This is a genomic window from Geobacillus sp. PLS 41, from assembly GCF_056494105.1.
The window spans coordinates 2,345,879-2,360,649 of sequence record NZ_CM151395.1 but is presented as its reverse complement, the minus strand read 5'-3'; the positions used below and the strand labels follow the sequence as shown (position 1 = coordinate 2,360,649).

The window sequence follows — 14,771 nt, the reverse complement described above, 5'->3', positions numbered from 1 at the left end:
TTTTTGTTTAGTTGTCAATTTATGTCAGTGAATTTGCTCATCTACAGATCTGTTATTAACAATTTTCAACATTTACTTTGCAGGTGGCGTCAGCTACGATGGTACTACCCCTAAAAAACATCCATGAGTAAATTTTACTCCCCACCCAGGCATGAAAATCCATCTCTCCTTCCATAATGGAGGATGAACGCAAACAGTTTGGAAAGACGTGCTTTTTAATGGTGGTTCGACCCTGTACAAAAAACTGTTTGAGTCCATTTGGTGTTCCACCCATTGTAAGCCCTTTTCATTTGGAAAAGGTGACTACGAACAGAAAAATGCCTAACGAACAAGTGGACTCACTGTTTGCGAATTCATCAATGGAAGGAGTCCGGATCATGGATGTGCTTTATCATCGTTGCGCAGGTTTAGATGTTCATGCCAAAACGATTGTCGTTTGTGCGCTTTGGGGAGAAGAAGACCACATTCAAAAGGAGATCGAAACGTTTTCGACGTTTACCAAAGACTTGTTTCGCCTCCTGAAATGGCTCGAGGATCGAGAAATCACTCATCTAGCGATGGAGAGTACGGGGGTTTACTGGAAACCGGTCTTTAACATTTTAGAGGACTACTTTGACATTACCTTGGCCAACGCTCAGCGAATCAAGAATGTCCCAGGGAGAAAAACGGATGTATCCGATGCGGAATGGATCGCTAAATTATTGCGTTATGGACTGATTGAAAAGAGTTTTGTGCCACCCGCGCCAATTCGAGAATTGCGGGACTTGACCCGTTTACGCAAAAAGTGGGTGGGTCAATTGATTGCGGAAAAAAACCGAATTCATAAAGTATTGGAGTGTTCCAATATCAAGCTGGGTACGGTGATTTCCGACATCTTCGGAGTATCGGGCCGAAAACTCTTGACCCGTTTAATGGAACAGGGGTACATCGAAGAAGCCGATATCGACGCTTGCCTTCACGGAAGAATGAAAGGGAAAAAGCAACAAATTCAGGAATCGCTCTTTGGGACATTAACCGAACATGAGTTGTTCATGATTCGCCAATCGTGGAAGCACATCGAGTATTTGGAAAGCTTGATTCAGGAGATGGACCAACGCATCGACCATCTCTTACAACCGTATCAACAGGAAGTGGATCTTCTGATGACGATTCCTGGAGTGAAAAAGGAAACCGCCGCCGTCATCATCGCCGAAATCGGAGTGGATATGGGACAGTTCCCGACACCGCAGCGCCTCGCTTCTTGGGCTGGGGTGGCCCCGGGAAATCACGAAAGCGCTGGAAAACGCAAAAGTACACGAACGGTAAAGGGTAATCCTCATATTAAATCCGCGTTATGCGAGGCGGCATGGGCGTTATCCCGATGCAGGAATCAACCGTTGGCGGCGAAATTTTGGTCATTGGCGGCTCGCCGGGGAAAGAAAAAAGCACTCGTTGCGATCGCGCACCGAATGCTTGTCACCATTTACTGCATGCTTTCCCGAAAAGAACCGTTTTGGGGACCACAAGTAAGTTAGTATAGCCAAAATGAATACAGAATATACGAGATGCCTAAAAATAAGGCACCTCTGCTTTCCTGTTGTCTTTTTTGGCCATTTGTAGTGTATCCAAACTGATCACAGGATATACAGAGTTGACCGGGTTTTATGGATTTTCACAGAAAATAGAGCACTTTGAATACATGTACTCAAAGTAAGATTGTGGGTTTTATTGTAAATTAGCACATTATTTCAGAATCCCTTTTTCAAATTATTTCGAACGAATTCGGAAATAATGTGCAAAATCTTTGCGAATTATTCCAGGTTTTGCAGATTATTTCCGAACGTTTGCACATTATTTCGGATGATTAACTAGAATGAGGATGGATCGGGATGAAACATAACAGGGGCCGATCAGCCCCTGTTGTGTCAGTACCCCATTTCTTCGGCTGCCATACGCACAATGTCTTCGTCAATCATATGTTTTTTTAATTGAGCCCCGTATAACAGGCAAGTGGTGGCAAGGTTGTTGATGATCCGCAGCCACCTCTGCGACTGCAGGGCGATCGCTTCTAAGGCAGCTGGGGTAAAAATCGGGTGTTTCGCCCCCGCCTGTTTCAGGCGGTGTTCGATATATCCCACCACTTCTTCCTTATCAAGGGGCCCCATCTGGTATCGCATGATGATTCGTTGGTGAAGCGGACGGTGTTGATTCAACCGTAGTTTTTCCTGTAAATGGGGCAGCCCCGCCAAAATCAAGACAAACGGATTCGTTGAGTCCATGTGAAAGTTGAACAGGATCGCGATATCCTGCAGAAAGGCATCCTTCGCTAAATGCATTTCATCAAGGATGAACACTGACGTTACCCGTTGTTCATGATACAAGCGCTCGATCCCTTGTTGGATTTGATAAAACAAGTCGACCTTGCGGTACTTCGGCTCTTCCCCGAGCCCGAAGGCAAGGCCGCGATAAAAGTCCATCACGCTTCCCGTTGACAATGGAAAATAAACGACGTGATACAGTGACGGATTCATGGATTCCTTAAACGCCCGAAGGGCGAATGTCTTGCCGGACCCTGGTTCACCAATCAATAACCCGATCCCTCTTGTTCGTTTCACGTAGTCCAAAGCGGCGAGGGCCTCTTGATACGAGGCCCCTTGATAAGCCTCTGGTGGATTCGTCTCCTTCGAAAACGGCTCCCGGGAAAGGGAATAAAACGTTTTATACATCGTTTTCGCCTCCCTCTACCGGAACCGTCGCAAACGGTGACCGATGGCGTTTCACATAGGCATTGTCCTCGAAGCGAACAAGGACCGCTTCGGCGACCCGTTGGCCGTCTTCGTACACATACACGCCTTGTTCATCATAACGGAGTTCGATCGATTGTCCGATGAACCGGGACGGAACTTCATACAGCTGCTTGTTCAACGTGATCGTACCATCGGCCTTCACTTTACGGTATTCGCGTTTCAAAAAGATCGAGTCGAGCCAATCCGAATCCTCGACCGACGAACGACACCAAATGGACTTGCGATTGAAACACTTCATGTGGCGTCTTCCCGTTCAACGAGGCATGCGGTTTTCGATGGTAATCTTCCTCCAACCACTTCCAAAATCGCTCGTTTAGCTCTTCGAGCGACTTCGGTGAATTCATTTCGAGCAACGGGTAAAACCGCGTCTGTACGGTGCGGAAAAATCGTTCGATTTTCCCTTTGCTTTGCGGATCGTACGGCTGGGTATGGATCAAGGTGATCCCTAACTCCGCGCAGGCGTACTGCAAGGGTTCCGCCCGATAAATCTTGCCGTTATCCGAGTAAATTCGCTTCGGCTTTCCGTATCGAAGCAGCGCTTCCTTGGTTACGATCCGCAACCCGTCAAATTTCTCGGAAGAGAAAAACTGAGCGTACGGCACGACCCGAGAGCAGTCATCGATATAGGCAATCAAAAACGTTTTTTGCGTTTTGCCATTCACGCGAATCAACGGGCCATGGGACAAATCACCTTGCCAGAGCTCATTGACCTGATCGTACGCGAATCGTTTTCGTTCAGGAATCGGTAAAATTTCTTTCCCCACGAGGTTGTATTTTTTTAAAAGTCGGTATATAGTGAAATAAGAGATGGATTGGATTTCCCCCTGCTCGATAAGGTGTTGGTAAAACACCGTCACGGGCATGTGGGGGTGTTTTTTTCTCAGGGCTAAAATGTGATCCTCTTCTTCAGGTGACAGCCTCCGGGAATGGCCACGGTCCGACCGTCGTTTCGGCTTCAGCGCCTCAAAGCCCCCTTTTTTGTACTGCGTGCACCAGTCGAGGATCGTTTTGGCGGCGATGCGTTTCTCTCCATGGTGGGGAACTTGATGGATCCGTTCCGCTACTTCCTTCAAGTACGTTTTTGGATCGACTTGTCCATTCACCAATGGAGCGATCAATCCATACCGAAATAAAGCGATCTCCTGTCTCATCGACTCATTCATTTCGATCTCCTCCTTCGTTCATCCCATTCTAGGACCTTATCGGTCCATCCTGTCTCTATCCTATCGGATCATTCCCCCGACCGTCGAGAGGAAAGGTTTGTGGAATCTATAAATGATTCCATATAAGGGGATATAAGTAAAATCAGGAACTGAATGTACGTGCAAAAAGATGCGTCGATCGGTGCTCCCATATCTCTTGGATGACGAAAAAGAGGCCGATCTCCTCCATCGTCTGGATCCACCATAGGGCTCGTTCTCTCGCTTGGGCGATGGCAGGACCAATTTTTCTCCAGCGCTCCGCAAAAAACCAATGAAGGTGGTTCAAATTTCGGAATAAACGTCGGACATAAAATAAAACCCCTTCATCCGTAGGAAGGAGTGGAGCCTCCTCCATCCCCCGTTTCGGAGTCAGGCCCAACCGTTCTTTCACCACTCTCCATATGGTGGGCAACGTATACTGAAAATAAGGGAGAAGAAATGAAGGCAACACGGCCACCGTCCTCCTGCACTCCGGGCAGCGATACCGAGCGATCCAAATGCGATAAGACTGATGCGACGTCACGGCATTTCGTTCGTAGTACCCATGGCGATAAAGAGGGCGTTTTGCCTGGCAATGAGGGCACCGCTTAAGAAGGGGAAAGTCGTTTTGTTTTCCCCGCTGGGCATATGTCTGGACATCGACCTGAAAGTCATGAAACCGAATCACGTCCTCGTCCCCCCTCTGGAAATCACCCATGTCCCATTCCGAAATAATTCACAAAAAATTTAGCACATTCTTTCGGAAAGGGGGAGAGGGATATTCCGAAGGAATGTGCAAAAAAGAGTCTTTTTTGTGCGGAAATAAAGTGATAATTTACACATATGCGAATTGAACTCCTTTTTATTGTTAAAGCCGATGATAAAATCCCCAATATAGCCGGAATAAAATTCCCCACTTACAATAGAACCATAGTGTCAACGAGAGGAGCTATGGTTCATGATTACGAGAGGGGAATTTTTTATGATCAAAGAGATGTATGAAAGGGGAATGAGTATTTCCGATATTGCGAGGGAATTGGGGATCGATCGGAAAACCGTCCGAAAATATATTCACTCCCCCAATCCTCCTTCCAAATCCAAGCGAAAACAAAGAAAAAGCAAGTTAGATCCATTTAAGCCGTATCTTCAAAAACGAATGTTAGAAGATGGGGTGTTTAATAGCGAAAAGTTGTTTTTTGAAATTCGACAACAGGGCTATACGGGAGGAAAGACGATTTTAAAAGACTATATGAAACCTTTCCGAGAGACGGCGAAAAAGAAATACACCGTTCGTTATGAAACGCTTCCTGGCGAACAAATGCAAGTCGATTGGAAAGAAGTTGGGGAGGTCGTGATCGAAGGGAAAAAAGTCAAGTTATCGCTATTTGTGGCCACGTTAGGCTATTCGCGGATGAAATACGCGGTATTTACGACCAGCCAGGATCAGGAACACTTAATGGAATGCCTGATTCAGAGCTTCAAGTACTTTGGCGGGGTTCCGAAGAAGGTGTTATTTGACAATATGAAGACCGTTACAGACGGGCGAGAACAAGGAGTGGTGAAATGGAATCAACGATTTTCCGAATTTGCGAGTTACTATGGATTTATTCCAAAAGTATGCCGGCCTTACCGGGCCCAGACAAAGGGAAAAGTCGAACGAGCCATTCAGTATATCATGGATCACTTCTATGTGGGGACAGCGTTTGAAAGCATCGAGGAATTAAATTTCCTTCTCCATCGTTGGCTCGATCAAGTGGCGAATCGGAAGCCAAACGCCACTACCGGTATTTCTCCGCAAGAGCGTTGGGCCGAGGAGTCACTCAAGCCTCTTCCGTTGAAAGATTACGATACGAGCTATCTTTCCTATCGGAAGGTGCATTGGGATGGCAGTTTCTCTTACAAAGGGGAACAATGGCTCTTATCGTCGGAGTATGCGGGCAAAGAAATTCTGGTGAAGGAGCGATTAAATGGAGATATTCGATTGTACTTTCGAGGGGAGGAGATTTCTCACGTGGACCAACAGAAAAAAGTGATTTCATTCGCCGAAAAAATAAAAAAGAAACAGACGGAAATGGCCGCCACCATTTCGCCTGTTTCGGTGGAAGTGGATACTCGTCCATTGTCCGTTTATGACGCATTCCTGCGAGGGGAAAGCTCATGAAAGAACGAATACACGAGTATTGCCACCGACTCCATTTGCCTGTCATGGCGGAACGATGGTCCGCCATGGCAGAATACGCAGCTACTCATAATATACCATATTCGGAGTTTTTATTCCGCTTATTAGAGGCAGAAATCGTCGAAAAACAGGAACGATCGATCCAAACGCTCATCAAGCTGTCCAAACTGCCATATCGCAAGACGATCGATACGTTTGATTTTAACGCACTTCCTTCCGTGGATGAGCGTCGGATTCGAGAGCTGCTTACCTTATCGTTTATTGATCGAAAGGAGAATATTCTTTTTCTCGGTCCGCCGGGGATTGGAAAGACGCATCTGGCTATTTCGATTGGAATGGAGGCGATCGCAAGAGGGTATAAAACGTATTTTATTACCGCCCATGATTTGGTCACTCAGTTAAGAAAAGCCGACCAGGAAGGAAAGCTGGAAAAAAAGCTTCGCATGTTTGTGAAGCCAACCATTCTCATTATTGATGAAATGGGGTACTTAAAATTGGACCCGAACAGCGCTCATTACTTATTTCAGGTCATCGCCCGTCGGTATGAACATGCCCCGATTATCCTCACTTCCAACAAAAGCTTTGGGGAATGGGGAGAAATCGTGGGAGATTCGGTTCTTGCGACAGCGATGTTAGATCGATTACTGCATCATTCTATTATTTTCAACCTAAAGGGGGAAAGCTATCGATTGCGGGAAAAAAGGCTCCAACAAGAAAAACAGAAGGATCAATGAGGTCCTTCTGGGGAATTTTAAACCGGCGATTTTGGGGAAAAAATAATCGGCCTTGACAGTTGGGAAGGGTGGAGCTGATATTCCTCTAAACTTTCCATATAGCTTTTCGTTAAAGGGACAACCATGGGATGAAGGGAGGAGTAAGCGCTCTTTTTTTCCTTTCCCATAAATACGCATCGTGTTGTTAGATAAATCAATTGTTTTTGTTGAGATTAAGAATTATGAAAGAAGGATTGCGGAATCTGCTCTTGTTTCATACAGGACGATGCCTCCACTCAATTTATCAGTAATTGTGAAAAGCAGCCTGGAGCATAAGGAATAAAGCGGCGTGATGAGACAGTACTTACACTTTACTGTCTCTTTTTTTCTGTGAAAATCCATAAAACCCGGTCAACTCTGTATATCCTGTGATCAGTTTGGATACACTACAAATGGCCAAAAAAGACAACAGGAAAGCAGAGGTGCCTTATTTTTAGGCATCTCGTATATTCTGTATTCATTTTGGCTATACTAACTTACTTGTGGTCCCCAAAACGGTTCTTTTCGGGAAAGCATGCAGTAAATGGTGACAAGCATTCGGTGCGCGATCGCAACGAGTGCTTTTTTCTTTCCCCGGCGAGCCGCCAATGACCAAAATTTCGCCGCCAACGGTTGATTCCTGCATCGGGATAACGCCCATGCCGCCTCGCATAACGCGGATTTAATATGAGGATTACCCTTTACCGTTCGTGTACTTTTGCGTTTTCCAGCGCTTTCGTGATTTCCCGGGGCCACCCCAGCCCAAGAAGCGAGGCGCTGCGGTGTCGGGAACTGTCCCATATCCACTCCGATTTCGGCGATGATGACGGCGGCGGTTTCCTTTTTCACTCCAGGAATCGTCATCAGAAGATCCACTTCCTGTTGATACGGTTGTAAGAGATGGTCGATGCGTTGGTCCATCTCCTGAATCAAGCTTTCCAAATACTCGATGTGCTTCCACGATTGGCGAATCATGAACAACTCATGTTCGGTTAATGTCCCAAAGAGCGATTCCTGAATTTGTTGCTTTTTCCCTTTCATTCTTCCGTGAAGGCAAGCGTCGATATCGGCTTCTTCGATGTACCCCTGTTCCATTAAACGGGTCAAGAGTTTTCGGCCCGATACTCCGAAGATGTCGGAAATCACCGTACCCAGCTTGATATTGGAACACTCCAATACTTTATGAATTCGGTTTTTTTCCGCAATCAATTGACCCACCCACTTTTTGCGTAAACGGGTCAAGTCCCGCAATTCTCGAATTGGCGCGGGTGGCACAAAACTCTTTTCAATCAGTCCATAACGCAATAATTTAGCGATCCATTCCGCATCGGATACATCCGTTTTTCTCCCTGGGACATTCTTGATTCGCTGAGCGTTGGCCAAGGTAATGTCAAAGTAGTCCTCTAAAATGTTAAAGACCGGTTTCCAGTAAACCCCCGTACTCTCCATCGCTAGATGAGTGATTTCTCGATCCTCGAGCCATTTCAGGAGGCGAAACAAGTCTTTGGTAAACGTCGAAAACGTTTCGATCTCCTTTTGAATGTGGTCTTCTTCTCCCCAAAGCGCACAAACGACAATCGTTTTGGCATGAACATCTAAACCTGCGCAACGATGATAAAGCACATCCATGATCCGGACTCCTTCCATTGATGAATTCGCAAACAGTGAGTCCACTTGTTCGTTAGGCATTTTTCTGTTCGTAGTCACCTTTTCCAAATGAAAAGGGCTTACAATGGGTGGAACACCAAATGGACTCAAACAGTTTTTTGTACAGGGTCGAACCACCATTAAAAAGCACGTCTTTCCAAACTGTTTGCGTTCATCCTCCATTATGGAAGGAGAGATGGATTTTCATGCCTGGGTGGGGAGTAAAATTTACTCATGGATGTTTTTTGTGATTTATTTCCATTCATTAATTAAAGTGGGGAAGGGATTATTACGAATATTTTAATTTATATAGACAATAAGAACGTTTGTTCTTATAATATATTTTAAATAAATTATGGAAGGGGTTTTAAAGATGACAAGAAAAAATATAAAACGAACGTTGGAAATAGACGAAATTATAAAACTTTATCTTGAAGGTGCTAGTACCACCGAAATTGCAAAGCTTTCCAATGTGTCCCCAAGATATATAAGAATGATTTTGTCTGATCATAATATTGAAAAAAGGCCGTTTGGTAGTTGGAAGCGTAAGTATAAGTTATAAGTATAAGTTAAATGAAGATTATTTCAAGACTTGGTCTAAAAATATGGCTTATATCTTAGGTTTTTTTATAGCGGACGGTTTTATCTCCAATGATTTTCAAACGATCGGATTCGCGCAAAAAGAAAAATATATTTTAGAACAAATCAGAGACGAATTAGGGTCTAATCAACCACTTTATCAAAATAAGCAAACTGGTGTTTATATGTTATATCTCAATAGCAAAGTTATGAAAAACGATCTAATGGAGATACATGGTGTCACACCAAATAAATCACTGGATATAAAATTTCCGTATGTTCCAGAAGTGTATTTAAATCATTTTATAAGAGGCTATTTTGACGGTGATGGAAATATTTATTCTCGTGGCTATTTAGTCAGTTTTGTTGGCGGTTCTCTCGATTTCATGACGGTATTAGAACATCATCTAAAAGCGCGAGGATTTGACGTGTACTTAACCAAAAAAGAAAAACATATTCGTTTATATATGAGCGGCAGAAAAACGATTAAGGAATTTTATGACTGGATTTATCACGATAAAGGATTATATTTAAAACGCAAATTTGAAGCGTTCCCAGATAAAAATATGGATGCAGAAACATTGCAAAATGCGAAATTAAAAAGAACAAAACAAGCTGTTGCAGCAAGAAAAAAAGCTTTTATCGATGAATATCGAAAAAGCTATTGCGTTCATCAAGCATGTGAAACAGTTGGAATTACATTAGGAACTTATTTTAGATGGTTGAAACAAGACAAACAATTTAGCGAAGAATTTTATCAAATAAAGAAAGAGTAGTGGTAATCAAACGCCACTCATATATTTTTTACATTTTAGTAGACATAATATAAATTATAAGAAGTTACGAAAGAGTCTGTTTCGATAACAAGTAGTCTCATAATAGTGAGACAAAACAAAAAACGCCCATCGACACGCCCACCTAAAATAAAATAAAAACGCGCAGCCTCTTGATTCTCATTCAAGAAGCTGCACGTTACCCACTGCGCGTCGGCAGCTGCAGGGACCGCATGATCTCATCCTTTCTCCTTTCGTTTAGGCAATATCCGTTTGACGATAGCGGACGCCTTTATACCGAACGCGAACTGGCACGCCTTTTTCTTGCTTATGTTTCACCAGAAGCCGTTGGGCTTTTGAAAAGGCTTCCATCATCCCAGATGCCGAAATGGCCTCTTCCCACACAATCGTTTTCCCTTGGACTGTGTAGAAGGAAAAGACATACTGTTTCACCGTCTTCACCTCCCTATTATTATTATAATCAAAGACTGTTTTTCCTAAACACAAAAACTGTTACAATTATGTTAACATTTTCTCTTCGGCGTTTCCGCAACAAATAAAGGTGTCCCAATCCTTCCTAAAAGAGATCGGAACACCTTTTTCTTTTTGCGCATATGTGGCTGTTGGACCTTGCGGGTTGTGATGACCTTGCCGGTTAGCGCCGCAATCCGATTTAGCACAGTTCAGTTTCTTAGAAAAAGAAAACCGGCATCATGATTCAATGCCGGTTTGTTGCTTGTATTGTTTGACGGCCGCTTTATAGTCGGCTTGAATGGCATCTTTGTCTCGTCCGAGCCGAACGCTTAAAAAGTCGAGCACGGCTGCATCATGGGCAAGGCCAGCGGCAAACTGCCGCTTCAGCCAGCGTTCGCCGGCGATTTCCTCTGGGAACGTATGGGTCTCTCCCCCATCGGCATACACGTTCCAACCTTGAGCGGTTTTACGACTCAGCCACCATTGGCCATGGTGATTTGTCCAAAACACTCCTTCGGCCTCGTCTTTTTTGTTCAATTGGTTTTGTTCCGCATCACCGTATACCGGCAGAAGCGGGAACGTCTCGACGACAAACAGCGGAAATGTTGTATCATCGATCAAACAGCCGGACGCCTTGGGATGGCCGCCGCCACCGAATTGCAGGGCAAACTCAGCGACGTTGACGTCATCATGAATGGTGCGAAAGCCAATATGTTTCGTCCCCATGTTGACTAAAGCGATCAAGTCAAGATGAGGATAACGCTTGGATAACGCATTGCCCAATTCCGACAAATGGCGCTCGGCAAAGACGACGCCGATGCAATAGTCACCAAGCCAGCGCTGAACAAGCTGTTTTTGCTTTTGCCGAATGTAACGCTGAATTTTCTTCTCTTCCATATCGAGAAGCAGCTCTTCCGTCTCGGTCAAGGAGAACGGTTCTCTGGAGGCGAGCCGCTCGCTCATCGTCTCCCAAAAGCCGTCAAGCCCGAAAATCGTCAACAAATCATTCAGCCGCTTCGCTTGCAAATTCCCATTCTCTTCCCATTCCCACGTGTCGTATTGGCGGACGAGCTCGACGAACCCATCTAGCGTTTCATTAGGTGCGAGTTTTCCCTCGCGGACGAGATAGTCGTAAAAGAGCGAGGTGGCGCACGTCTTTTTGCCATCATCCCTCACCGGCACCACCTGTCCCCACGGGTAGTCATTGAAATGAAGCGCCGTCACGTGGTGGTCGATCACTTGCACATGGCCGCCGCGCGCCGCCCGTTCGGCGAGTTGCTGTTCCACTTCCTTGCCGACGGCCAAGTCGGTGATAAACAACATGGCGCCGTTGGCCTCGTCGCTTTGCAAGAATTGGACGACCCGTTCATCCAAATTGCGATAGGAACAAAACGAAATGTTCACCTCGGCAAACGCCAGCTTCGCGAGCAATCCGCAACCGATGCCGTCTAGATCGCTGTCAGTGAATAATTTGATCATGGGGTCCCACCTTTTTGTCACAAACTTTTTTGCAACCACGTTTTCAAGAGCGGCAACAGCCGATCCGGCAACTCGCTCACATGCGGAACAAAGACGCGGAAGCGACCATAGATGTTTTCAATCGTCCGCCGCGTTGACTCATCGTCGGCCCCGTGGCCTAAAAAGAGATTGACGACCTCAATGCCGCGGCGGCGCGCTTCGGCGACTGCTTCGTGCGTATCGATGATGCCGTTTTGTTCATATCCGTACGCGGCGGGTTCGCCGTCAGAGAAGACGAGCAGCACTTTTTGTGCTTCCGGGCGCTTGAGGAGCTGTTCGGTCATCCAGCGAATCGCCAATCCATCGCGATTATCTTCATGCGGCTCGAGCTGCAGGATCGCCGGGCCGCTCGACGGCTCAAGCGAGCGATGGAATGAGACCGCCATCTGCAAATAGTTCGGCTGACGCGAAGCGGCTGCTTCGTTCGCATCTTCCCAAAATCCGACAATTTGGTGCGGCACGCGCAACGTTTTCAGCACCTCATGGCAAAGAACGAGCCCGGTTTTCGTCTCTTCCATTTTGTCATGCATCGAAGCCGAGCAATCGACAAGCAGGCCGAAGACTGCATCAAACCGCCGCGTCGGCTCGCCTTTTTTGTAAAACAAGCGCGGCCGCTCATCAGTGAAAAACGACACCAATTGTTTGCGCAGCCGACCGACGGGCAAGTTCATGCGCCAAGCGGAGCGCTTGTGTTCAAGCCATTGTTCCATGATGCGCACAAGCCGTTTTCGGTACGGCGCCACCGCCGCCTGTTTGGCGCGGTATTGCTCAAGATGCGCGAGGTTTGGCGACGAAGGAAGAAGCACAAGATCGGCTTGGCGGTTGGCCTCGCCATACGGCGCACTGTTTCCAGCCGGCGGCTGTTCGCTGAAGGATGCTTGCGCTTCCAGGCCATACTCGTTTCGCGCCGTCGGCCGAGACGTTCCTTTCACGACGGCCAGCGCCTGATCACCGTCTTCACCCGGCCTCGCCTTATCGCTGATGATCTCGGTGCGGCTGCCTCGTTCGAGCTCAAAGCGGAGAAAGCTTCCACCCGCCCGGCTCGTTTCCCGATGCCACGTTGGCAGCACTTGCCGCTTGGCCTCTCCATCGGCCTCTTGAAGGGCATCGCGGTTTTCCAATGGGTTGGTCCGTTTGAGATCTTGAAGCGTCATCGTTTTCTCGTCCGCATCATCCTCAACGATTGGCAGCGATGTATAGGCATTGACCATATCATGAGGCAGCACGTCCTTCATCAGTTCCACAACGGCGAACGCCCAGTCCGCCACCTCGGCTGTCGAGGAAGCATCAAAAAATTGCGGCCATAACGTTTCAAGGCGCGCCTGCACCGCTTCATCCGCCATCGGAGCCAGCGGCGCATCATCAAGCGGCGAATCGGCCGTGAGCCGCAAATACATCCCCGCCAAAAACTGATCAGCCCAAGCGCCGCGCGTTCGATTCGCTTGCCATTGCTGAGTGAAGTAGCGGCGGTACAAGCGGCGGCGCGTGCGGAACCATCGCTTCATCCCGGGACGTTCCCGCTCACAGACGGCTTCCAAGCGAAGATCTTCAGCGAATGTAAACAGCTGTTTGGAAAGCTTGGAGAGCGGTCGGGATTCCACCGCATGTCGGAAGGCGCGAACCGCCAATCGGTCGGTGTGCCGATACGTGCCGATGATGCGCAAGCCGACGTCGCTTTTCATTGCCGTTTCCCGCTCCAATGGTGGATACCCATCCCAAAAATGGCTGACGTAAACGACCGGCTTGACACAATGCACGCCGGAATGGGCGGCGAACTGGATGGCAACGTCGCGGCGGCGCATGAGCGTTTGGGCGAGGTCAGAAAGCTGCATGACCAAACTCGAGTCGACCGTTCGGTCATTGAACATCATAAACCGCTCCATGCCGAGCCTCCTATTCGTCAAACCACGTTTCAGCGATGTTGCGCACTGCGGCCCGTTCCCGTTCATCGTCGAGCTTATCGACGATGCTTCGTTCAATGGCCCGCAATGGCGGCATGTACGCCGCCAAATCGCACGCATCCAACAAAGCGCGCACCGAAGCCGCTTCCTCGGCGATTTGTCCGTTTCGCACCTGCACAAGCAGATCAGCCGACAGGGCGACGAAACGATCGATCAACGTTTCATCCGTTAATGTAGTTTGCGCCAACAATACCGATTTTAATGTTTCTCCTTGTACATACGGCACATTGATGACGACAAACCGGTTTTTGAGCGCCTCATTGAGCGGTACGGTGCCAATATAGCCTTCATTGATCGCGGCGATGACGCCAAATGTCGGTTTCGCCTGCACGAGATCGCCGGTGAGCGGATTCGTGAGCCGCCGCCGGTAGTCAAGGACGCTGTTTAAAATCGGCAGCGTCTCTGGTTTCGCCATATTAATTTCGTCAATATATAGCAAATGCCCTTTTGTCATCGCCTGGATGACTGGTCCGGGCACGTACTCGATCACCGCCTGGCTGTTTTTGTGCACGATCGTCTTAAAACCGAGCAATGCTTCGGCGTCTAAGTCCACGGAACAGTTGATGCTGTGCATCGGTTGACCAAACAAAGCGGACAACGTTTCAGCAAGCCGCGTTTTTCCCGATCCGGTCGGGCCTTTTAAGAGCACGTTTTTCCCAAGCGCGAGCGCAATGGCGGCATCGTGCACGATCGCCTCATCTGCCGCCTTGTACCCGCCCGCTCCAATCAACGCGCGATCCGGATCGCGGCGGAACAGTTCTTTTCGCTTTTCCATTTCTTTCGTGACCGTCAACGGCCATGTTCCCATCTTCTGACTTCCTCTCTGTGGCGATCTTCCCCTCTCATTCTACTAGATCGCCCGGCGGGACGCAAAACAAAAGAACTAGACCATAAATATATTATGTAAATATAACAAAGAAA

General features: G+C 47.3%; 11 protein-coding genes and 1 pseudogene. 4 read left to right on the top strand and 8 right to left on the bottom strand.

All coding sequences use genetic code 11. The features are described from left to right. Positions 1-377: 377 nt before the first annotated feature. Positions 378-1,514: an IS110 family RNA-guided transposase gene (locus ACVX3G_RS11790; protein ID WP_020959521.1), complete on the top strand. Its 1,137-nt coding sequence runs from the start codon at positions 378-380 to the stop codon at positions 1,512-1,514. A 390-nt stretch (positions 1,515-1,904) separates the two neighbouring features. On the opposite strand, the gene ACVX3G_RS11785 is transcribed toward ACVX3G_RS11790, so the two are convergent. The 3 genes and pseudogenes from ACVX3G_RS11785 to ACVX3G_RS11775 all read right to left on the bottom strand — a co-directional run bounded on the left by ACVX3G_RS11785 (position 1,905) and on the right by ACVX3G_RS11775 (position 4,655). Next, positions 1,905-2,705 carry an ExeA family protein gene (locus ACVX3G_RS11785; RefSeq protein WP_033845196.1) on the bottom strand — a complete coding sequence of 267 codons (801 nt, stop codon included), beginning with the start codon at positions 2,703-2,705 and terminating at the stop codon, positions 1,905-1,907. Then, positions 2,698-3,949, bottom strand: a pseudogene (locus ACVX3G_RS11780) (IS481 family transposase). Before ACVX3G_RS11780 ends, ACVX3G_RS11785 begins: the two are co-directional and overlap by 8 nt. A 142-nt stretch (positions 3,950-4,091) precedes the next feature. Beyond that, positions 4,092-4,655: a DUF6431 domain-containing protein gene (locus ACVX3G_RS11775; protein WP_011229674.1), complete on the bottom strand. Its 564-nt coding sequence runs from the start codon at positions 4,653-4,655 to the stop codon at positions 4,092-4,094. A 270-nt stretch (positions 4,656-4,925) separates the two neighbouring features. Here ACVX3G_RS11775 and istA point away from each other — a divergent pair, with 270 nt between their 5' ends. Together istA and istB are read left to right on the top strand one after the other, a co-directional pair. Further along, complete coding sequence (gene istA, locus ACVX3G_RS11770) at positions 4,926-6,128, top strand: IS21-like element IS5376 family transposase (RefSeq protein WP_014195836.1); 1,203 nt, start codon at positions 4,926-4,928, stop codon at positions 6,126-6,128. Next, entirely contained in the window at positions 6,125-6,880 is a 756-nt protein-coding gene (gene istB, locus ACVX3G_RS11765) for an IS21-like element IS5376 family helper ATPase IstB (RefSeq protein ID WP_014195837.1), read from the top strand. Before istA ends, istB begins: the two co-directional genes overlap by 4 nt. A 510-nt stretch (positions 6,881-7,390) precedes the next feature. On the opposite strand, the gene ACVX3G_RS11760 is transcribed toward istB, so the two are convergent. Beyond that, positions 7,391-8,527, bottom strand: a complete 1,137-nt coding sequence (locus ACVX3G_RS11760; RefSeq protein WP_020959521.1) for an IS110 family RNA-guided transposase — start codon at positions 8,525-8,527, stop codon at positions 7,391-7,393. A gap of 533 nt (positions 8,528-9,060) precedes the next feature. Between ACVX3G_RS11760 and ACVX3G_RS11755 the strand changes: the two genes are divergently transcribed. Beyond that, positions 9,061-9,900, top strand: a complete 840-nt coding sequence (locus ACVX3G_RS11755; protein WP_317889445.1) for an LAGLIDADG family homing endonuclease — start codon at positions 9,061-9,063, stop codon at positions 9,898-9,900. 255 nt (positions 9,901-10,155) lie between these two features. On the opposite strand, the gene ACVX3G_RS11750 is transcribed toward ACVX3G_RS11755, so the two are convergent. From ACVX3G_RS11750 to ACVX3G_RS11735, 4 genes are all read right to left on the bottom strand, one after another. Continuing rightward, positions 10,156-10,350 (bottom strand): hypothetical protein, encoded by a 195-nt coding sequence (locus ACVX3G_RS11750; RefSeq protein WP_021321620.1) that lies wholly within the window; start codon positions 10,348-10,350, stop codon positions 10,156-10,158. Between the two features lie 258 nt (positions 10,351-10,608). Beyond that, the gene (locus ACVX3G_RS11745; RefSeq protein WP_020279471.1) at positions 10,609-11,850 is read right to left on the bottom strand and encodes a DHH family phosphoesterase; all 1,242 of its coding nucleotides are present in this window, start codon (positions 11,848-11,850) and stop codon (positions 10,609-10,611) included. Positions 11,851-11,867: 17 nt separating this feature from the next. Beyond that, positions 11,868-13,772 carry a nitric oxide reductase activation protein NorD gene (locus ACVX3G_RS11740; protein WP_020279470.1) on the bottom strand — a complete coding sequence of 635 codons (1,905 nt, stop codon included), beginning with the start codon at positions 13,770-13,772 and terminating at the stop codon, positions 11,868-11,870. A 10-nt stretch (positions 13,773-13,782) separates the two neighbouring features. Then, positions 13,783-14,625, bottom strand: coding sequence for an ATP-binding protein (locus ACVX3G_RS11735; RefSeq protein WP_369792898.1), 843 nt, complete (start codon positions 14,623-14,625; stop codon positions 13,783-13,785). Between the last annotated feature and the right edge of the window lie 146 nt (positions 14,626-14,771).